Source organism: Bradyrhizobium sp. BEA-2-5, assembly GCF_032918025.1.
GTDB lineage: Bacteria > Pseudomonadota > Alphaproteobacteria > Rhizobiales > Xanthobacteraceae > Bradyrhizobium > Bradyrhizobium pachyrhizi.
The window spans coordinates 1,147,713-1,167,594 of the sequence record NZ_CP136629.1 but is presented as its reverse complement, the minus strand read 5'-3'; the positions used below and the strand labels follow the sequence as shown (position 1 = coordinate 1,167,594).

General features: G+C 65.6%; 21 protein-coding genes and 1 pseudogene. 8 read left to right on the top strand and 14 right to left on the bottom strand.

Features of this window, described 5'->3' with window-relative positions; genetic code table 11:
• Positions 1–124: 124 nt before the first annotated feature.
• The 4 genes and pseudogenes from RX327_RS05325 to ftsE all read right to left on the bottom strand — a co-directional run bounded on the left by RX327_RS05325 (position 125) and on the right by ftsE (position 3,505).
• A complete protein-coding gene (locus RX327_RS05325) occupies positions 125–892 on the bottom strand; it encodes a lysophospholipid acyltransferase family protein (RefSeq protein ID WP_317249678.1) in 768 nt (255 codons plus the stop codon).
• Between the two features lie 118 nt (positions 893–1,010).
• Positions 1,011–1,721: a YdcF family protein gene (locus RX327_RS05320; RefSeq protein ID WP_317249677.1), complete on the bottom strand. Its 711-nt coding sequence runs from the start codon at positions 1,719–1,721 to the stop codon at positions 1,011–1,013.
• 162 nt (positions 1,722–1,883) lie between these two features.
• Positions 1,884–2,853, bottom strand: a pseudogene (locus tag RX327_RS05315) (cell division protein FtsX).
• Positions 2,846–3,505 carry a cell division ATP-binding protein FtsE gene (ftsE, locus tag RX327_RS05310; protein ID WP_317249676.1) on the bottom strand — a complete coding sequence of 220 codons (660 nt, stop codon included), beginning with the start codon at positions 3,503–3,505 and terminating at the stop codon, positions 2,846–2,848. Before ftsE ends, RX327_RS05315 begins: the two are co-directional and overlap by 8 nt.
• A 181-nt stretch (positions 3,506–3,686) precedes the next feature.
• On the opposite strand from ftsE, the gene RX327_RS05305 reads away from it, so the two are divergent.
• Together RX327_RS05305 and RX327_RS05300 are read left to right on the top strand one after the other, a co-directional pair.
• Positions 3,687–4,553, top strand: coding sequence for an MJ0042-type zinc finger domain-containing protein (locus RX327_RS05305; RefSeq protein WP_317249675.1), 867 nt, complete (start codon positions 3,687–3,689; stop codon positions 4,551–4,553).
• Between the two features lie 37 nt (positions 4,554–4,590).
• On the top strand, positions 4,591–4,968 hold the full coding sequence (locus RX327_RS05300) for a response regulator (protein ID WP_317249674.1): 378 nt from the start codon (positions 4,591–4,593) through the stop codon (positions 4,966–4,968).
• 10 nt (positions 4,969–4,978) lie between these two features.
• On the opposite strand, the gene RX327_RS05295 is transcribed toward RX327_RS05300, so the two are convergent.
• From RX327_RS05295 to RX327_RS05280, 4 genes are all read right to left on the bottom strand, one after another.
• Entirely contained in the window at positions 4,979–5,356 is a 378-nt protein-coding gene (locus RX327_RS05295) for a TadE/TadG family type IV pilus assembly protein (RefSeq protein ID WP_244482305.1), read from the bottom strand.
• Entirely contained in the window at positions 5,353–5,856 is a 504-nt protein-coding gene (locus RX327_RS05290; protein ID WP_244482307.1) for a TadE/TadG family type IV pilus assembly protein, read from the bottom strand. The genes RX327_RS05295 and RX327_RS05290 overlap by 4 nt, the downstream gene beginning before the upstream one ends.
• Before the next feature lie 11 nt (positions 5,857–5,867).
• The gene (locus RX327_RS05285; protein ID WP_244482308.1) at positions 5,868–7,181 is read right to left on the bottom strand and encodes a TadE/TadG family type IV pilus assembly protein; all 1,314 of its coding nucleotides are present in this window, start codon (positions 7,179–7,181) and stop codon (positions 5,868–5,870) included.
• 322 nt (positions 7,182–7,503) lie between these two features.
• Positions 7,504–10,122 (bottom strand): TIGR02302 family protein, encoded by a 2,619-nt coding sequence (locus tag RX327_RS05280; RefSeq protein WP_317249673.1) that lies wholly within the window; start codon positions 10,120–10,122, stop codon positions 7,504–7,506.
• A 172-nt stretch (positions 10,123–10,294) separates the two neighbouring features.
• Here RX327_RS05280 and RX327_RS05275 point away from each other — a divergent pair, with 172 nt between their 5' ends.
• Together RX327_RS05275 and RX327_RS05270 are read left to right on the top strand one after the other, a co-directional pair.
• Positions 10,295–10,678 (top strand): carboxymuconolactone decarboxylase family protein, encoded by a 384-nt coding sequence (locus RX327_RS05275; RefSeq protein ID WP_317249672.1) that lies wholly within the window; start codon positions 10,295–10,297, stop codon positions 10,676–10,678.
• 197 nt (positions 10,679–10,875) lie between these two features.
• On the top strand, positions 10,876–11,790 hold the full coding sequence (locus RX327_RS05270) for an NAD(P)-dependent oxidoreductase (RefSeq protein WP_317249671.1): 915 nt from the start codon (positions 10,876–10,878) through the stop codon (positions 11,788–11,790).
• 171 nt (positions 11,791–11,961) lie between these two features.
• Here the strand turns inward: RX327_RS05270 and lysA are convergent, their stop codons facing one another.
• From lysA to argH, 3 genes are all read right to left on the bottom strand, one after another.
• Positions 11,962–13,227, bottom strand: a complete 1,266-nt coding sequence (gene lysA, locus RX327_RS05265) for a diaminopimelate decarboxylase (RefSeq protein WP_317249670.1) — start codon at positions 13,225–13,227, stop codon at positions 11,962–11,964.
• A gap of 73 nt (positions 13,228–13,300) precedes the next feature.
• Positions 13,301–13,570 (bottom strand): LPS translocon maturation chaperone LptM, encoded by a 270-nt coding sequence (gene lptM / locus RX327_RS05260; protein ID WP_028333612.1) that lies wholly within the window; start codon positions 13,568–13,570, stop codon positions 13,301–13,303.
• Positions 13,571–13,662: 92 nt separating this feature from the next.
• A complete protein-coding gene (argH, locus tag RX327_RS05255) occupies positions 13,663–15,060 on the bottom strand; it encodes an argininosuccinate lyase (RefSeq protein WP_317249669.1) in 1,398 nt (465 codons plus the stop codon).
• A 126-nt stretch (positions 15,061–15,186) separates the two neighbouring features.
• Between argH and tlpA the strand changes: the two genes are divergently transcribed.
• Positions 15,187–15,864, top strand: coding sequence for a thiol:disulfide interchange protein TlpA (gene tlpA / locus RX327_RS05250; protein WP_317249668.1), 678 nt, complete (start codon positions 15,187–15,189; stop codon positions 15,862–15,864).
• Here tlpA and RX327_RS05245 read toward each other — a convergent pair whose 3' ends face one another.
• The gene (locus tag RX327_RS05245; RefSeq protein ID WP_028333615.1) at positions 15,865–16,053 is read right to left on the bottom strand and encodes a putative motility protein; all 189 of its coding nucleotides are present in this window, start codon (positions 16,051–16,053) and stop codon (positions 15,865–15,867) included.
• 121 nt (positions 16,054–16,174) lie between these two features.
• The gene (locus tag RX327_RS05240) at positions 16,175–17,026 is read right to left on the bottom strand and encodes a LysR family transcriptional regulator (RefSeq protein ID WP_028333616.1); all 852 of its coding nucleotides are present in this window, start codon (positions 17,024–17,026) and stop codon (positions 16,175–16,177) included.
• 110 nt (positions 17,027–17,136) lie between these two features.
• Here RX327_RS05240 and RX327_RS05235 point away from each other — a divergent pair, with 110 nt between their 5' ends.
• Genes RX327_RS05235 through RX327_RS05225 form a run of 3 tightly spaced genes read left to right on the top strand, consistent with a single transcriptional unit; the run spans position 17,137 to position 18,850 of the window.
• Positions 17,137–17,520, top strand: coding sequence for a tautomerase family protein (locus RX327_RS05235; RefSeq protein ID WP_028333617.1), 384 nt, complete (start codon positions 17,137–17,139; stop codon positions 17,518–17,520).
• On the top strand, positions 17,517–18,728 hold the full coding sequence (locus RX327_RS05230) for a pyridoxal phosphate-dependent aminotransferase (protein ID WP_050385674.1): 1,212 nt from the start codon (positions 17,517–17,519) through the stop codon (positions 18,726–18,728). The genes RX327_RS05235 and RX327_RS05230 overlap by 4 nt, the downstream gene beginning before the upstream one ends.
• On the top strand, positions 18,725–18,850 hold the full coding sequence (locus RX327_RS05225; RefSeq protein ID WP_283809412.1) for a hypothetical protein: 126 nt from the start codon (positions 18,725–18,727) through the stop codon (positions 18,848–18,850). The genes RX327_RS05230 and RX327_RS05225 overlap by 4 nt, the downstream gene beginning before the upstream one ends.
• Positions 18,851–18,862: 12 nt before the next feature.
• Here RX327_RS05225 and RX327_RS05220 read toward each other — a convergent pair whose 3' ends face one another.
• A complete protein-coding gene (locus tag RX327_RS05220) occupies positions 18,863–19,744 on the bottom strand; it encodes a 3-hydroxybutyryl-CoA dehydrogenase (protein ID WP_317249667.1) in 882 nt (293 codons plus the stop codon).
• Positions 19,745–19,882 lie beyond the last annotated feature (138 nt).

Here is a 19,882-nt window from a genome sequence, read left to right as displayed (position 1 = left end):
TGCTTCGGGCCAAACCAAAAACGTGGATGCCCGGGACAAGCCCGGGCATGACGATTTCTGTAAGGACCGACGAAACGCGGGCACGAAATTCGCGGCAGCAACCGCACCAAAGCTTGTGCTGCGCCTACCCTTTTGCCGCGTTCGGCACAACGCCGAACAATTTCGCCTGCTCGGCGCGGCCGGCCTCGACGATGCGGGTGGTGGCGGTTTCGATCTGGTCGCGCAAGCGGGTCATGAACTCATCGCGCGGCAGGCCCGGCGGCAGCGGTTCGAGAAATTCCACAACCAGCGTGCCGGGATAGCGCATGAAGGTGCGGCGGGGCCAGAACAGGCCGGAGTTGAGCGCGACCGGCAGGCACGGCACGCCGCACGACGAATAGATCTGCGCAAAACCGGTCTTGTAGTCGGGCGGCGCGCCCGGCGCGCGGCGCGTGCCTTCCGGAAAGATCACGAGCTGGCGGCCGAGCTTCACCTCGGCCGCGGCGCGCTTCAGCGTCTTGATCAGCGAGCGCGGGCCGCCGCCGCGCTCGACCGAGATCATGCCGACCTTCTTGAGGTACCAGCCGAACACCGGGATCATCATCAGCTCGCGCTTGAGGATGAACAGCGGATGCTCGAAGAAGCGCACCAGCGCGAACGTCTCCCAGAACGACTGGTGCTTGGAGGCGACGATCAGCGGCCCGCTCGGAATCTTCTCGATCCCGCGAAACTCGATCCTGATGTTGCAGATCACGCGCATCAGGAACAGGCTGATGTTGGCCCACGCGGCTTCGAGCGCCATCAACGCCCCTCGCGGCAGCAGCAGCGCCGGTAGCGCGATGACGCAGAGCGCCACCAGCACGAGATAGAACAGCACGTTGAAGATCAGCGAGCGCAGGAAGATCGAAGTCATTCTCTCAACACTATCCTTTACACCGTCATTCCGGGATGGTGCGTCAGCACCGGACCCGGAATCTCGAGATTCCGGGTTCGATGCTGCGCATCGCCCCGGAATGACGGTGCCTGATACATCAATTCGCCTGCGCCGTCGCCGGGCGGCGTGGCGCGGCAGCCGGCTCGGCGAGCTCGGAGGTCAGGTCAAGGCCGAGATCGGCCAGCCGCACCCGCATCTCCGCGGCGACATATTTGGCGTATTCCGATAGCAAGAGACGGAACGTCGCGCCACTCGTCCACCACGGCTCCTCGCGCCATTTGTCGCCGACCACCGCGAACGGGATCAGCGTCATCTGTGGCATCGCATGCGAGAATTCCACCAGCGCGCGCGGCATGTGATAGTTGGAGGTGACCACGATCAGCGATTTGAACCCGCGCTCGCGCGCCCAGCGCCGCGTCTCCGCCGCGTTGCTGCGGGTGTTCAGCGCCGAGCGGTCGAGATCGACGCAGCAGCTCATCAGCCCCTTGCTGTCCGGCACAGAGCGGGAAATGTCGCTGGCGTCGTTGGTCGGATGCACGCCGGAGATCAGGAGCCGCCTGCCGTAGCCCGCAGCGAGCAGCTCCATCGCGTCCGATACCCGCGAGGAGCCGCCGGTCAGCACCACGATGCCGTCGGCCTTTTGCGGCGGGTCGGTCTCGACGCCGCGCAATTGCGAGAGGAAGCCGACAAAGCCGACCGCCGCGGCGACGAAGGCAACCGCCAGCGGCGCGACGATGACGGCGCGCAGCCAGCCGCGCGGGCGCGCGGCAAAGCCATTCGGCGACGTATCGTCGGACTGCAAACTCATGTGATGCGGTTATCCTTCCCCCCGGGGATTTTAAAGCATGATCCGGAAAAGTGGAAACCGGTTTTCCGCGGGACCAGTGCCGCGTGCACGCGCGCGAAATCACACTTGGGCGACGAAATGCGATCACGAGGCAGCGCCATGATTTCGAGTTTCGCGGCGCCGTCAGTCGATGTCGTCGAGCGTGGCAAACAGGGTGCGCCGCGATGCCCACGCGGTGATCGCCGCGATCAGCACCGCCTGCATCGCCAGCACCAGATAGCCCGACGGACGCAGCGAGAACGTGCCGAGCAGGGCCGCGAACTGGTCGCCCACCGGCGTGCCGGAGAACCAGTTGGCGATCGAACTCGGAGAAGCCGAACGCCAACATCGCCGCACCGCCACCGATCAGCCCGCCTTGGAGGCCCAGCCTGAGGAAATGGCGCAGGAAGTGATTGGCGATGTAACGGTCGCCGGCGCCGACGAAATGCAGGACCTCGACGATCGGACGGTTCGCCGCCATGGCGCCGCGGGTCGCGAACGAAACCGAGATGATGGTGGCGATGATGACGAGCGCGAGAATGCCGAGGCCGGCCAGCACGATGGCGTTGGTCATCGAGCGCATGCGCTCGATCCAGGCGCGGTGATCGTCGACGCTGGCGCCCGGCGCGACCTGCGTCACGCGCGCGCGCAAGGCGCCGAGATCGAGCGGCGTTCCCGGCTGCACGCGCGCGATGATCATGCGCGGCACCGGCAGATCGTCCATCGACAGGCCGGTGCCGAGCCACGGCTCCAGCAGCTTGGCGGATTCCTCCTTGCTGAACGGACGGACCTCGAGAATGCCGGGCTGCGCCCGCATCGCCTCCACCGCGGCCTGCGCGTCGCGATCGAGATCGCGGCCCGGCGAGGGGCGAACCTGGATGGTGATTTCGCTCGCGACGTCCGACTGCCATTCGGCGGCGGAGGCACTCACCAGCAGCACCGTGCCCGTGGCCATCGAGGCGAGGAAGCTCATGATGGCGACGACGGCGACCAGCGCTCTGCCATGGATCGAGGCGCGCGGCACGATCGGCGACATGTTGCGTGCCCTGGCCGGAAGCTGCGGACGCTCCTGCCCGAGATCGACCAGCACGCCGCGCTCGTCGGTCCTACTCATAGACGTGCAGCCGTCCCTGGTGCAGCACCAGCCGCCGTGCTTCGTACTGGTCCATCAGGCCGATGTCGTGAGTGGCGATGATGACGGCGGTGCCTGACTTGTTGAGCTCGATGAAGAGCCGCAGTAGGCGGCGGCCGAGCGTCGGGTCGACGCTGCCGGTCGGCTCGTCCGCGAGCAGCAGCTGCGGCCGCGAGATCACGGCGCGTGCGATCGCCGCGCGCTGCTTCTCGCCGCCCGACAGGATCGGCGGCAGCGCATCCATGCGGTCGCCGAGGCCGACCCAGCGCAGGAGATCGATCACCTCCTTGCGGTAGCTCGACTCGCTGCGGCCCATGACGCGGAACGGCAGCGCGACATTCTCATAGGTCGTCATGTGGTCGAGCAGGCGGAAATCCTGGAGCACGATACCGATGCGCTTGCGCAGGTCCGCGATCTCGTCCTTGCTCAGCAGCGAGACGTCCTTGCCGAACAGATTGACCAGCCCACGGGTCGGCCGCAACAACAGGAACAACAGCCGCAGCAGCGAGGTCTTGCCCGCGCCCGACGGCCCGGTGAGGAACTGGAACGAGTGCGCCGGGATCATGAACGAGAGGTCGCGCAAAATCTCCGGGCCGAGCCCGTAGCGCAGACCGACATTTTCGAACCGAACCAATGCGCTAGCTCCGTTCGAGAGGGCCGATGGCCCGATACCCCACACCGACGGCGAAGACGGCCCGACCCCCGGCCGAGCGCCCGCGAACCGCACAGAAAGCTTGTGCTTCGATTATGGTTTCCGATTCGTTAACGGTCGCAAAGTAGCATCCGGGCATCCACACGGTGGAGATTCGGCCTCCATGCATATTGTTTGCCCGCATTGTACAACATCCTACGCCATCAATCCGGCCACCCTTGGCGAGGCCGGACGTACCGTCCGTTGTTCCCGCTGCCGGGAGGTCTGGCTGGCCCGGCCGGAGGACGCCATCGGGGCAACCGCGCCCACTCTGGCCTATCAGTCCGCCGGATCCGACCTCGCCGCCGAATGGGAGGCCATGGGCCGGGAGGAGGCTGACGCGCCCCCGATGGTCGAGAGCCCCTCGATTTCGGCCGATTTGCCCGCCGAGGGCAGCGACGCCGCCACGGAATGGCCGGCGCTGGCCGAGGCGGATGCCGCGGCCCATGCCGACGCCGGGGACGCGGGAACCAGGGGCCGCTTCCGCCTGCCCCGGCTTCCCCGCCTGTTCCGGCTGCCCGCCCTGCCCCGAATTCCGTTCATGCCCGTGATCGGCGCCCTGCCGACCACCTGCGGCGCCATGGCCGCGCTGATCATCGCGCTGTTCGTCTGGCGCAACGACGTCGTGCGGCTGCTGCCCCAGACGGCGGCATTCTACAAGGTGGTCGGGCTCGAGGTGAATCTGCGGGGCCTGGCCTTCAAGGACGTCAAGCTCTCCAGCGAGACCGTAGACGGTAAGCAGGTGCTGGTGATCGAGGGCGTGATCGTCGGCCAGACCAGGAAGCCGGTCGAATTGCCTCGGCTGCGCTTCTCGGTCCGCGACGCCCAGGGCGCCGAAATCTATGCCTGGAACGCCGTGCTGGAGCAGCCGGTGCTCAATCCCGGCGAGCGGGCCTTCTTCAAGTCGCGCCTCGCCTCGCCGCCGCCCGAAGGCCGCAATATCGACGTACGCTTCTTCAACAAGCGTGATCTCACCGGCGGCCGCGCGTGAGCCGCCGGCCAACTCTATCGGGAACCGACCAATCACCATGACGCGTGTCCTGATCGCCGACGACGAGGATTCGATGCGCCAGCTGGTGGCGCGCGCCATCGCCATGGACGGCCACGAGACCGTCACCGCCCAGGACGGCGCCGAGGCGCTGGAGATCCTGATCCGCGAGGACGGCGCTTTCGATCTGTTGCTCACCGACATCCAGATGCCGGTCATGGACGGCATCGCGCTGGCCCTCTCCGCCGCCCGCGATTTCCCTGATCTGACCATTTTGCTGATGACCGGCTTTGCCGACCAGCGCGAGCGCGCCTCCGGCCTCGAGGCGATCGTGCATGACGTGGTGACGAAACCGTTCTCGGTGGCCGATATCCGCACCGCAGTCGCGGACGCGCTGGCGGCGCGGAAGGCCGGCTAGGGTTACGAGTTCAACTCGGAAAGCATGCCCGGGCGGTCAGCGTCACCGGGGACAGATTGAGAAACTGTGCAAATTGAAATGAATAACTCGCGCTGACGATGTTGCCGCAGGCTGACGTGGAATAGCTGAATGTCTGCGCTGGGAGCGTGAGGCCGTATGCCTGCTGCGCGGCGTAATTCGTGATGGCGCTGCCGCTTGGACAGAGCGTGCTGTTGACGGTCGCGCAACGCGCCGCCATTTCGGTGCCGTGCTGCAGCCCGAGCTGAGTCCAGAACAGCAGTCCGAATTCGACGATGCCGAATATGAACAGGAAGAACACGGGAGCGGTCAGGGCGAATTCCAGCGCGGAGGCCCCTCGATCGTCCCGCCATAGCGGTGTGAGTTTCACTGCAGCCTCGCAGTGGACTGGGCGCTATAGGTGTATGTGGCTGCCACAATCTGATAATTGATCAGCGTGTAGTACGTCCCTTGCGCCGAAACCATCGCATATGTTCCGGCCTGCGCGCCGCCGGGGCAGACCGCACCGCAACTGACGGTGCTGACCCCCGAACTGGTCGGGCACCCGCAAAACTGGTACGGCTTGGGCGAAGCATTGATGGCTGTGGAATTCGTGGCGGCTGTTACGGCGCTGGTGACGCCGGTCTCGTCAAAGCCGCGCACGATGGCGTATTGCGCTCCCGCCTGCGCGGCATTCTCGACCTGCATCTTGCGATAGAGCGCGAGTCCGATGTCGGTTACCGAGACGACCATCAGGGACAACAACGGGATCATGATGCCGAATTCGATGGCCGCGACGCCGCCCCTGTCGTGAACGGCGGTGCGCACAAGCCGCGTCAGGGAGAAAACCAATCGACCACGGCTGTTGGATGAGGATCTCTGGATTTGCATCGGAGCCAACCTCACTCGATGAGTTGCGCGGTTTGCGTGCCTATCGTCGCGGTGCCGAGCGCCGAACAATTGACCTGAAGGTTCGACGTGCCGGAGAGCGTCAAGGTATCCACAATGATCTTGGTGCATGATGTGCTCGTACCGTTGCCACCGCTGAAGCTGAGGTTGGCCCTAGGTAGGTAGATGGCACCGCCGAAGTTCTGGGTGGCGCCACCCGTAAGATTAAAGGCGGTGCCGACCGGCATGTTGCGATCGCCATACATGACGATACCCTTCGTTGCGCCGGAGGTCGGCGCCGTCAGATCGATAATCGCGTTGCTGCCGATTGAAGCGGTGCCCCAGTTGCTGCCCGAGCCCGTAAACACCAGGGTCACGCCGCTGCCCGTGATCGTTGCGTTTCCCGCGACGCTCAAATTGGCGCCGTCCAGATAATAGATACCTGGATCAAGGCTCAGGGTGGCACCTGCATTGACCGTTATGTTGCCCTTATAGCAGCCGGGACTGAGCGAGTTTGTCTTTCCGTTGGAATTGACCGTGATCTTGGCGTTCGTGCAGCTCGGCTCCGATGGGGGTGAGACATTGGCATACGGATCGGCGATCGGCCGGATGTGCGTCTTGATGCCGTTGGTGGCCGTGATGTTGCTCGCGCCGGAGACCTCGCCGACAACCCCGACCAGATTCGCGGAGACCGCCGCACTGCCGGCCACGTTGAGCGATGGGCTTGCGCTCGAGTTGCTATAGAGATTGCACTTGATCAAGTTGAGCTGGTTGCTGCCGCTCACATTGACGGCGGGGCTGGCGCTGGCGTTGAGCGCAAGTACGCAGCCCGTCCCGGAATTCGGCAGGGCGACCGCGCGCGCGGTGACCGGCACCGGGGCCGAGCCGAACAGGGCCGACAGCAACCGCTGTTGCGGTTGGCTCACGATGACTTCGATCGCCTGCAGGTTCGACGTCTGACTGCCGGTCTTCGGCGGTTGATTCACCGTGACCGTGACGTTGTTCGCCCCGTTCGCGTAACCGTAGTTTGCCGTGACCGCATTGGCTTCGGACAAAAGGTCGGCGCCTGCACTTGCCGCCGTTGCGGCGCTTACCGCGCCAGAGTCGGCGGCACTCTGCATGTTCTTATGTTTGTAGTACCACCACCCCACTTCGGTACCGAGCCCTGCCGTGCCGACCAGGACCGGCATGAGCAGCGCTGAAATGATCACATAGCTGCCCGACTGGTCCCGAACGAATTGTCGAACCAAGCGGGTCTGATGTTGGTGCCGGCGAGTAATACCCAATGGCCGGTATGACGAAGCAATGAATAAACGGCTGTGCCTCATGTGCTCTCCTGAGACGCTTGCCAATTTTCAGAAGTAAGGTGACGCAAGCGACTTAAATGCGCACCAACGGGAACTCGACAATTTTAAAGAAATTGTGCGAAACCGGCGGCTCCCGCGGACCCGACCACACCGATCGGAACGCGAGGCGCGTTGCCCGCAGAAGCTGACGTCTGCCGGCTTACGACCGTCGTGCGGATTCCGCGTCATGCCCGCGAAAGCGCGGCATCCAGGTTGCCACGGCCGTTCGATTAAGGCGCTGATGTCTCTTGAACGCTGTCACCAGCTTTCGCGGCTGACGACAGTCGAGGACGAGGTGCAGACCTCAAAACTCCTTCAGCAGCCGCTCGATATAGTCGAGCTCGATCTGCGGGCGCGAGGGATCGCCGAGACGACGGCGGAGCTCCTCGAGAATGCGGCGGACACGCTGGGTGTCGATCTCGCCGGGAATCTTGACCGTATAATCGTCGCCATATTCGCGCCCATGCAGCGGACGGCCCAACGGGTCGGTCTGGTTGCCGCCGCTCTGCTGACGACCGGCGCGCTGGCCGGGGCCGTCGCCCTGGCCGTCGCCATCGCCCTGCTGCATCGCCTCGGCGAGGCTCTGGGCGCCCTTGCGCAGCGCGTCCAGCGCACGGCCCTGCGAATCCACCGCGCCGTCGGCATTGCCCTCGCCGAGCCGCCCGGAGGCATCGCCCATCGCGGAATCGGCCTGGTCGAGCCCGTCGCCGTCATCGCCCTGGTCGCCGCCTTGATCGCCCTGCTGCGCCTGATCGCCCTTCTGACCCTGGCCTTTCTGGCCGCGCTGGTCCGGTCCCAGGCCGCGCTTGGCAAGCTCGTCCTGCAGCTTCTTTAGGCGGTCGCGCAGTCCCTGCTGGTCCTGCTGCAGCTCCGACATGGACTGATCATCGCCCTGCTTGCCGCGCGAGCGTTCGCGCCGGGAATCCTGGCCCTGCTTGAAGGTCTTGTCGCGCAATTGCTGCTGCTTGCGGATCATGTCGCCGAGCTCGTTGAGCGCCTGCTCCATGTCGCTCTCGCCGGACTGCCCCGGCTGCGCCATCTGGAGGCCTTCCAGCATCTGCTGGAGCTGCTCGAGCAACTGCTTGGCGGCATCCTTGTCGCCGGAGCGCGACAGGCGCTCCATCCGGTCGATCATGTTCTGCAGGTCCTGCTGGCGCAGGACCTTGGTGTTCGGGTCGAGCGGCCGCGCCAGCTGCTGCGGGTCATTGTTGTTGCGGAACTGCTCGACCATCTGGCGCAGGAAATTGTCCAGCGCCGCGCGCAGATTGTCGGTCAGCTTCTTGATCTCTTCGTCGCTCGCGCCGCGCTCCAGCGCCTGCTTCAGCGCGTCCTGAGCCGCGCGCAGCGCCTTCTCGACGTCGGAGATCTTGCCGTCCTCGATCGTGACGGCGAGTGACCACAGGCTGGCGACCACCTCGCGCAATTGGTCGTCGGTGCGCGCCGCCTCGAGCTGCCGGCTCACGGTGTGCAGGCCAAGGTAATAGCCGGGCTCCGGCGTGAACATCTCGGGCGCGATCATCAGCGCGTCGAGCGCGGCATACACGTCCGAATTCTTGTTGGCGTCGAGCGCGAGAATGCGGCGCTGCTCGATCAGTGCACGGGCCAGCGGCTTGGTGAAGAGCCGTTCGGGCAGACGCATGTTAAACGGTTCGCTCTTGCCTTCATTGCCGGCCTCGTCCTTGGCCGTCAGCGTCAGGGTCACGTCGGCGCCGGCATAGGGGTCTTCGCTGAGGTCCTTCACGGTCTGGCCGACGCCGTTGCGGGTGCGCGCATTCGGCAGCACCAGCGCGAATTGCGGCGGCTCGAACAGCGGCCGCGGCTGCGCCGCCTTGCCGTCGGCATCCTTCTTGCCGTCAGCCTCCTTCGGCGCATCGGTCGGCCGCACCGCGAATTGCGCGCGCGCTTCGCTGACGCCGTAGTCGTCCTCGAGCCGGTAGGACATCTGCAGCGCGCCGCGCGCCTGCCGCTCCGGATCCTTGGCGAGCGCAATCGACGGCGGGCGGTCCGGCGTCGCGGTGAATTTCCACTGCGGCTGGCCGGCCGGCGCACGGACATGCGCGGTGCCGTCGCCGGTGATCTTGAAATGCCGCTCGTTGGTGCCCTTCGGCGCCTGCCCGTCCGGCGCGACCTCGGCAACGCCGCCACCGACGACGACGTCGATGCTGCCGCCGCTGGAGCGCACCAGGAGTGTGCTGCCGGCCGGAACCGCGAGCGGGGTGGTGTCCGCCGCGTTGGCGTCCTTGTTGGCGTTGGACAGGATGATCGGCGGCTTGCCGGTGTAGTTCGGCGGCGTCACCCAGGCATCGACCCGGACATTGGCCGGCGCCATGATGCCGTTCCAGTCGAATGCCGAGGCAACCCGCAGGCCGCGCTCGTCGCCGGCGGCGAAGAAGGTCGCAACCAGCATCACCATGACCAGCGCGCGCAACGCCCAGGGGTCGTGAAGCGCGAGCCGCGGGTGCGGCAGACCAGCGCGGATGCGCTTGAGGGAAGCCAGCGTGCGCTCGCGCTGCGCCTGCCACAGCGCCAGCGCAAACGGGTCCTTGTTGGTAAGCGTGTCGGAGAGCGTGGTCGCCGGGCGATGGCGAATGCCGGCGCCGCGGTCGAGCCGGCTCAGGCCCTCCTCGCGGCTCGGCCAGCGGAAGCGCACCAGCGGCGACAGCGCCACGAGCGCGGCAATCGCGAACAGGCCGGCGCCGGCCACGCGTGCGACAAACGGCAGCACCAGCCACAGCCCGGCCCAGGACGCGACCAGGAACAATCCTGCGACCGTCAGGAACCGCGCCAGATGCGGCCAGGCTCGTTCCCACCCAATCGCGAACCTTGCCTGCTGCAGAGCCTCTGTCAGTTTCAGCCGCGCGACCGCATCGCTGTCGTGGACGGCGCGTGACGGGTCAGAGGGCTCGATGTTGGCTCCGCTCAATAAAATCTCCGGGGTAGCCGGCAGGTCAGCCTAGCACGGCGGCGGCTTTGAGGCACCCGTTCCAGGGCGTAACCCACACCGGGAAATACGCATAACACGAAGGCGTGACTGCGGCGGTTCGACCCCGTAACGTCGCGGCCGAACCATCGCATTAACGCATGAGGAACGCGATATGGACCAAAAAATGCACGACAAGGGCCTGGAAGTCCGCAAAGCGGTGCTGGGCGAAGCCTATGTCAACAACGCCCTGAAGAATTCGGACAGCTTCAACAAGCCATTCCAGGAACTCGTCAACGAATATTGCTGGGGCACGGTGTGGGGCCGCGAGGAGCTGCCGCGCAAGACCCGCAGCATGCTCAACATCGCCATGATCGCGATCCTCAACCGCCAGCACGAGTTTCGCGCGCATCTCAAGGGTGCGCTGACCAATGGCGTGACGCGCGAGGAGATCCGCGAGATCCTGATGCAGGTCGCGATCTACGGCGGCATGCCGGCCGCGGTGGACAGCTTCCGGATCGCGCGCGAGGTGTTCGCCGAACTCGACAACAAGGCGTGAGACGCTGCTGCCTCACACGCAATGTCGTCCTGGCGAAAGCCAGGACCCATAACCACAGGCCTTCGTGGTGGGAACACGCTGGGGCTCCAGCGGAGCACAGCAATCAACCGCGGTGGTAATGGGTCCCGGCCTTCGCCGGGACGACAGCGAATGTGGGGTGCGCGGCTCCGCACATAACGACATAGAGGAAACGACTCATGGAAATCGGATTCATCGGCCTCGGGAAGATGGGCTTCCCGATGGCGCGCCGACTGATCGAGGCCGGCCACAAGCTCACCGTGTTCGACACCAGCAAGGACGCGCTCGACAGGCTGGTTGCGCTCGGCGCGGTGGCCGCAACCTCGCCCAAGGACATCGCCGACCGCGTCGAGACCGTGATGGCGAGCCTGCCTTCGCTGCAGGCCTCGCTCGAGGTGGCGACCGGCGCGGGCGGCGTGATCGAGGGCACGCGCGTCAAACGCTTCATCGACCTCTCCACCGTCGGCTCGCGGATGGCGGTGAAGATCCACGAGCTGTTGGCCAAGAAGAACATCGTGCAGGTCGACTGCCCCGTCTCCGGCGGCGTCGGCGGCGCCGAGAAGGGCACGCTGGCGGTGATGGTGTCAGGACCGAAGGCCGAGTTCGAGCTGCTGAAGCCCGCGCTCGACGTCATCGGAAAAGTGTTCTTCATCGGCGAGAAGCCCGGCGCGGCGCAGACCATGAAGCTCGCCAACAATTTCCTGTCGGCTACAGCGATCGTGGCGACCTCGGAAGCGGTGGTGATGGGCGTGAAGGCGGGGCTCGATCCCGCCGTGATGATCGACGTCATCAATGCGGGCTCCGGCATGAACACGGCGAGCCGCGACAAGTTTCCGCGCGCGGTGCTGCCGCGCACGTTCGACTTCGGCTTCGCCACGGGGCTGATGGTCAAGGACGTGCGGCTGGCCGTCGAGGAGATGCGCGCGCTCGGGCTGTCGATGGAAGTCGCCGAAGCGGTCGGCCGGCTCTGGGAAGTCGTCATCCGCGACGAGGGACCGGAGTCGGACTTCACCGCGGCAATCAAGCCGATCGAGAAGGCCGCGGGCGTGATCGTCGGCGGCGGCGGTAAAGGCGGTAGTCACGCCGCGAAGTAAAGGCCGTCGACAAATTGGCACTGTCGTCCCGGGCAAGCGAAGCGCGACCCATAACCACAGGCGTTCGTGGTTAGCTGAGCCGGGGCCCCAGCTCACTGCAACGATCAAGAGCGGTGGTTATGGGCGCTGGCCTTCGCCAGGACGACACCATTGATGTGGCACGCCAGTGCCTCACAGCCACGGCGCCGGCTTGTCCATCGCGATCAGGGCGTCGACGTCGATGCGCGGGCGGACCACCGCGTACTGGTCGTCCTTGACCAGCACTTCCGGCACCAGAGGCCGCGTGTTGTAGGTGCCGGATTGCACCGCGCCGTAGGCGCCGGCGGTCATGATCGCCAGGAGATCGCCGGCCTTCGGCTGCGGCAGCGAGCGGTCGAGCGCGAGGTAATCGCCGGTCTCACAGACCGGGCCGACTACATCCGCGACCATGGTCGGGGTGCCGGCCGCGGGCTGACTCACCGGCAGGATGTCGTGATAGGCCTCATACAGCGTCGGGCGGATCAGATCGTTCATCGCGGCGTCGATGATCACGAAATTCTTGCCGTCGCCATGCTTCACATAGATGACCTTGGCAACCAGGATGCCGGCATTGCCGACGATCATGCGGCCGGGCTCGAACATCAGCGTGCAGCCGAGATTGTGGCTCACGCGCTTGACCATGGCGGCATAGGCGTCGGGCGCCGGCGGCGCCTCGCGGTCCATGTAATACGGAATGCCGAGACCGCCGCCGAAATCGACGTGGCTGATGTCGTGGCCGTCGGCGCGCAGCGTCTGCACGAATTCGGCGAGGAGCCGGAAAGCAACCTCCAGCGGCCCGAGGTCGGTGATCTGGCTGCCGATATGCACGTCGGTGCCGGTCACTTCGATGCCGGGCAGCCTGGCGGCGCGTGCATAGACCTCGCGCGCATGCGCGATCGGGATGCCGAACTTGTTCTCGGACTTGCCGGTCGAAATCTTGGCATGCGTGCCGGCATCGACATCGGGATTGACCCGCACCGAGATGCGGGCCGTCTTCTTCATCTCGACCGCGAGACGCGACAGCATCTCGAGTTCCGGCTCGGACTCGATATTGAGGCAGAGGATGTCGGTGGCAAGCGCGGCGCGCAGCTCCTCTTCCGTCTTGCCGACTCCGGAGAACACGATCTTGCTGGCCGGGAAACCGGCAGCCAGCGCGCGCTTCAATTCACCGCCGGAGACGACGTCGGCGCCGGCGCCGAGCTTGGCCAGCGTGCGCAGCACCGACTGGTTGGAGTTCGCCTTCATGGCGTAGCAGACCAGCGCCTTCTCGCCGGCGAAGGCATCGGCGAAGACGCGGTAGTGCCGCTCCAGCGTCGCGGTCGAATAGCAATAGAACGGCGTGCCGACGGCGGCGGCCAGCTCGGACAGATTCACCGCCTCGGCGTGCAGTACGCCGTTGCGATAGTCGAAATGGTTCATGGCACGCTAGATTGTTTGAACATGATTCTTTTCGGAAAACCGCTTCGCACTTTTCCGGATCATGCTCGAGATATTAATTGCCGAGCAGCGGATCGAGGATGAAGGGCCGTTTATTGCCTCGCGGCGCGGCCGGCGCGGCCTCCGAGCCATAGGTCGGATTGAACACGCTGGGCTGCGCCGCCCGCTCGGTCTCGGTGTCGCTCGGTGCCGCGCCCGGCGCGACGTTCGCGGTCGGCGGCAGGTCGAGCGGTCCCTTGCGGCCGCAGCCGCCGAGCGCCAGCGCTGATACGCCCAGCACAATGATGGCCCATCCCGAGGGGGTCAGGCGGTTCTTGCTAATCACGACGAATTCCCCAATTCGGGCGGCACCATACAAACATTGCCGTGCTCTGGCGAGAGGCGGAGCGCCATGAAATCACGGCCAAATTTTCCGGTTCAGCCCAATTTTCGCTCTTTTTCCAGCCGCTTCGCCCAGGCCTTGGCCTGCGCCATCACATTCTTCGGCGCCGTGCCGCCGAACGAGGTCCGGCTCCGCACCGAGGATTCGACGCTCAGCACCTTCAGCGCGTCGGCCGTGATATCAGGCTCGACCTCCTGCATGGCCTTGAGCGGCAGCTCGTGCAGCGCCACACCCTGCTTCGAGGCCAGGCCGACGATGCGCCCGGTAACGTGGTGGGCGTCACGGAACGGCATTTTCAGGGTGCGTACCAGCCAGTCGGCAAGATCGGTCGCGGTGGCGTACCCCTCGCCCGCGGCCGCTTTCATCTTGGCTTCATCCGGCACGAGGTCGCGGACCATGCCGGTCATGGCGCGGATCGCCAGCGACAGCGCGGCAAAGCCCTCCATGGCACCCTGCTTGTCCTCCTGCATGTCCTTTTGATAGGCGAGCGGCAGGCCCTTCATGACGATCAGGAGGCCGTTGAGCGCGCCGATGACGCGGCCGGTCTTGGCGCGCACGAGCTCGGCGGCATCCGGGTTGCGCTTCTGCGGCATGATCGAGGAGCCGGTGGTGAACTTGTCGCTGAGGCGGATCAGGCCGACCAGCGGCGAGGTCCAGATCACGATCTCCTCGGCAAAGCGCGACATGTGCACGGCGCAGATCGAGGCCGCCGACAGCGTCTCCAGCACGAAGTCGCGATCGGAGACCGCGTCGAGCGAATTCGCCATGGGGCGGTCGAAGGCAAGCGCCTTGGCGGTGGCGTGGCGATCGATCGGGAACGAGGTCCCGGCGAGCGCGGCCGCGCCGAGCGGGGATTCGTTCAGCCGCTTGCGCGCATCCTGGAAACGGCCGCGGTCGCGCGCGGCCATCTCGACATAGGCGAGCAAATGGTGGCCGAAGGTGACGGGCTGCGCGGTCTGCAGATGCGTGAAGCCGGGCATCACGGTGCCGGCATGCTCCAGGGCACGCGCGACCAGCGCCTGCTGGAACGCGGCGAGCGCGGCATCGGTCTCGTCGATGACGTCGCGGACGAACAGGCGGAAATCTGTCGCGACCTGGTCGTTGCGCGAACGCGCGGTATGCAGGCGGCCGGCGGCGGGGCCGATCAGCTCCGACAGGCGGCTCTCGACATTCATATGGATGTCCTCGAGCGCGCGCTTGAACGCGAAGCCGCCCTTGCCGATCTCTGACAAAATCGTGTCTAGACCCTTGCCGATATTTTTCGCATCAGAGGCCGTGATGATGCCCTGCGTGGCCAGCATGGCAGCGTGAGCCTTGGACGCGGCAATGTCCTGGGCGAAGAGGTGACGATCGACGTCGATGGAGACGTTGATCTCTTCCATGATCTCGTCGGGACGTTCCGAGAACCGGCCGCCCCACATCTTGTTGCTCATGATATCTCGCTCACGAATTTGTATTTCAGGCCGAGCTGTTGCATTCGCCGGAGCGGCGAAACAGCGTGGCGGTTCCGATCGTATTCCCGGCACTGCTTAGCCACATCGACCCAGGAAGACAACGATATGCCCGAGACGACCCCACCCAACCCGACCGCCAGGCCGACCGCCAAGTGGCGCATCCCGCTGGTGATCGGCGCCGTGCTGGCCGGGGCCGTGATCGGCTATGTCGGGGTCTCCAGCCTCAAGCATCCCGCGGGCGATATCGCCTGCAACAGCGCGGTGGCTCTGGCGAAGAGGATCGCCCCGCTCGCCCATGGCGAGGTGGCGGCGCTGACCATGGCGAGCGCCCCGTTGAAGCTGCCCGACCTCGCCTTCGAGGACGCCGACGGCAAGCCGAAAAAACTGTCCGACTTCCGCGGCAAGACGCTGCTGGTAAATCTCTGGGCGACGTGGTGCGTGCCCTGCCGGAAGGAAATGCCGGCGCTCGACAGCCTGCAGACCAAGCTCGGCGGCAAGGATTTCGAGGTGGTGGCGATCAATATCGACACCCGCGACCCGGACAAGCCCAAGAGCTTCCTGAAAGAGGCCAACCTGACCCGGCTCGGCTATTTCAGCGATCCCAAAGCAAAGGTGTTCCAGGACCTTAAGGCCATAGGCCGGGCGCTGGGCATGCCGACCTCGGTGCTGGTCGATCCTCAGGGCTGCGAGATCGCGACGATCGCGGGGCCGGCGGAATGGGCGAGCGAGGACGCGCTCAAGCTGCTGAAGGCCGCGCTACAGCCGGCCGCAGCCGGGTTCTGATCAGGCGACGGTGTTGAGGTTGTCGCCGATGCCGGGCGACAAATTCGCGGTGGAAGGCGTGCCGAGCAGGGTCTGAACCGCGAACTTCTCGGCGTCGAGGTTCTGCTTGGTCACGCGGGTTGCGATCTCACCCTGCAAATTGCCCTGCTGCATCGACAGGATGCTGGTGACCATGCTCATCATGTCCATACGCGGCACTCCCAAAACTGGGATTTGAGGTATCGCGCGAAAGTTAATGGTTGGGTAATCGATGGCCGCGTCAGGCTGACGCATCGGCCTCGAAGCTCCCGGCAGCGCGATGATCCGCGTCTCAGGCCGCGTTCGCCGCGAAGGCTGCGCCGAGGGTACGCAGCGCCTGCCGTGTCCGCGCATCTGACAGCTTCGAGTGCAGGATGACGTCACGGGACGGCAGCGGCGGCAAGCCAAGCCGTGGCCCGAGGTCGACGGTATCCGCGGGCGCGACCCGGCGCGCCAGCGCTGCGACCGCAAGGCCCGCGGAGATCGCAGCTCCGATCGTCGACAGCCCGCCGCCGACGAATGCCTCGGTCCAGGCGATACCGGCGGCGTCGAGCGCTTCAACCGCCATGGCACGCACGCTGCACGGCTCGGCTTGCGTGGCGAGGCGCAACGGCTCGCCCGGCCGATGGTGAAAATCAGGCGCGGCCATCCAGCCGAACGCTTCCTCGAACAGCACGTCGCCATCGCGGCGCTTGGCGTCGTGACGAAGCACGATCGCAGCATCAAGCTTCCCGTCGTCGAATGCGCTGAGCACCGAACGCGACGTATCGACGTGCAGCTGAATCACCAGCCCGGGATCGGTGCTGCTCATCCGCTTCAGCAGCGAGGCGAGCTCCGATCCGACGATGTGGTGGCTGATGCCGACGACCAATCGCCGATGCTCGACGGCAAACGAGCTGATCGCCGATTGATGCGCAGCCACCAGATTGCGCGCGGCGCCGAGGAAAGCGGCACCTTCGGCTGACAGCCGAACCTGCCGCGGCGTTCGCTCCAGCAACCGTCGGCCGAGGCCGTCCTCCAGCCGCCTGATCTTCAAGCTGACCGCGGACTGCGTGGTCTCCATCGCCTGCGCCGCGCGCGTGAAGCTGCTGAGATCCGCCACCAGGACGAAGGCCTGGACTGCCTCGAGGTCGAGCGCCTTCATGGTCATTCATTTAAATATGAAATCATTGAAACAATTTACCATACCGTTTTGCAATGAACAAGGAGCCCCTAGGATCGGCAGCACGTGACGCCACCAGGAGAGCCACCATCATGCCGCTGACCCGCGTTTCATTGCGACGGGGCAAGCCCGTCGCCTACCGCAAGGCCGTTCTCGAAAGCCTTTATCGCGCCATGCGCGAGACCTTCGACGTGCCCGAAGGCGATCGCTTCATGACGATCTCCGAGCACGATGACGACGATTTCGTCTATGGCGCCGACTATCTCGGCATCAGGCGCAGCGATGATCTGATCATCATCCAGATCACTGTCAGCAATACGCGCCCGGTGGCGCAAAAGCAGAAGCTCTATCGACGGATCGCCGAACGGCTGACCGAAAGCCCCGGCCTGCGCGCCGAGGACATCTTCATCAACCTGGTCGAGGTGCTCCCCGAGAACTGGTCGTTCGGCAACGGTGAGGCGCAGTACGTCCGATGACCGCCGCACCGACCCTCTCGCCGCGCATGAGCGGCATCACAGCATCGCCCGCATCGGTGCTGCGCCGCCGCGCCCGCGAACTGCGCGCGGCCGGGCGCGACATCATCGAGCTGTCGTCGGGCAATCTGGACTTCCCGACACCTGACCATGTGATCGCGGCGGCGCATGCAGCGGCATTGCGCGGCGAAACCCGTTACACCGATGTCGACGGCACGCCGGAGCTGAAGCGGGCGGTGCAGGCCGCGCTGCTGCGCGACCATCATCTCGACTATGGTCTGGACGAGATCGTCATCACCAACGGCTCGACGCAGGCGCTGTTCAACGCGCTGCTGGCGACGCTGGCGCCCGGCGACGAGGTGATCATCTCCGCGCCCTATTGGGCGCCCTATCTCGATCAGGTGCGGCTCGCCGGCGCGGAGCCGGTGGTGGTGCCGTGCGCGCAGAACAACGGCTTCAAGCTGCGTGCGGAGGATCTGCGGGCGGCGATCTCGGCGCGAACCCGCTGGATCATCGTCAACAATCCGGTCAACCCATCCGGCGCGCTGTATTCGCGTGAGGATCTGTCCGAGATCGCCGCGGTCCTGCTGCGGCATCCGGACATCTGGGTGCTGGCCGACGGGCTCTACGAGCAGATCGTGTTCAATGGCGCGCCCGCGCCGACGCTTGCGGAAATCGAGCCGCGCCTGAAGCCGCGGACGCTGATCGTCAGCGGCTTCGCCAAGAGCTACGCCATGATGGGATGGCGCATCGGCTATGCCGCCGGACCCGCGGCGCTGATCCGCGCGATGGTCACGATCCAGTCGCAGACCACGTCCGGCGCGTCGTCGATCAGCCAGGCCGCGGCGGTTGCCGCGCTCGACGGCGCGCAGGATGTGCTGCTCGAGCGCGCCGCCATCCTTCGCGCCAAGCGCGACCGCTTTGCCGAACTCGTGAACGGATGCGCCGGGCTGTCCTGCACGCCGCCCGAAGGCACCTTCTATCTGCTGGTCGGCTGCGCCGGCGTGATCGGCAAGCGCGCGCCCGATGGCAGAGTGATCCGGACCGACCGCGATTTCTCGGCCTATCTGCTCGAGGCGTCCGATGTGGTGGTGTTTCCCGGCGAGGATCTCGGGCTGTCGCCCTATATCCGCCTCAGCTTCGCCAACCCGTCATCGACCATCGAGGAGGCCGCAAGGCGGCTGAAGCGCGCCTGCGCGGCGCTGCAATGACGTCTCACGCAAAAAGCCAGCGCCTCGCGCTGGCGGCGCATCTGCTTGGACTTGGAACGAGTGCGACGATGATTATCGGTCTGGTGCCTGCGGCGCTTGCGCTGCTGCGGGCACTGACCTGAAGGCGGGATGGATTACCGCGTCGGAACCGGCTTGGCGCCGCGGTAGTCGTAGAAGCCGCGCTGGGTCTTGCGGCCGAGCCAGCCGGCCTCGACGTACTTCACCAGCAGCGGGCACGGGCGGTACTTGGAGTCCGCCAGCCCCTCGTGCAGCACCTGCATGATGGAGAGGCAGGTATCGAGGCCGATGAAATCGGCGAGCTCGAGCGGGCCCATGGGATGGTGGGCCCCGAGCTTCATCGCGGCGTCGATCGCCTCGACGTTGCCGACGCCTTCATACAGCGTGTAGATCGCCTCGTTGATCATCGGCAGCAGGATGCGGTTGACGATGAAGGCCGGGAAATCCTCGGAGACCGCGACCTGCTTGCCGAGCTTGCCGACGAATTCCTTGGCGGTCTCGAAGGTGGAGTCGTCGGTGGCGATGCCGCGGATCAGCTCGACCAGCTCCATCAGCGGCACCGGGTTCATGAAGTGAATGCCGATGAAGCGCTCCGGGCGGTCGGTGGCGGCGGCAAGCCGCGTGATCGAGATCGAGGACGTATCGGAGGCGACGATCGCCTCCGGCTTCAACACCGCGCAGAGCTCGTGGAAGATCTTGCGCTTGACCTCTTCCTTCTCGACTGCGGTCTCGATGACGAGGTCGCAATCGGCGAGCGCGTCGAGCGACTCGGCGGAGGCGATGCGGTCGAGCGCCTGCTTGCGGTCGCTCTCGGTGATGGCCTTCTTGGAGACCTGGCGCGCCAGATTGCCGTTGATGGTGGCCATGCCCGACTTGAGACGGTCGGGCGAGACGTCGTTGAGCACCACGTCGAAGCCGGCCAGCGCCGCGACATGCGCGATGCCGTTGCCCATCTGACCCGCGCCGATCACGCCGACCTTCTTGATCACTGCCGCCATCATGTCATCCACCGGAACGGCGCGCACATCGCGCCTGCCCAATTCCAACGATACCCGAAGTAAAGCCTTCCGGGTTGCCCAATCCGCCGGAAAACGTTTCCCGGGACCATGATGTGATGACAGGTCATCATACCCGGG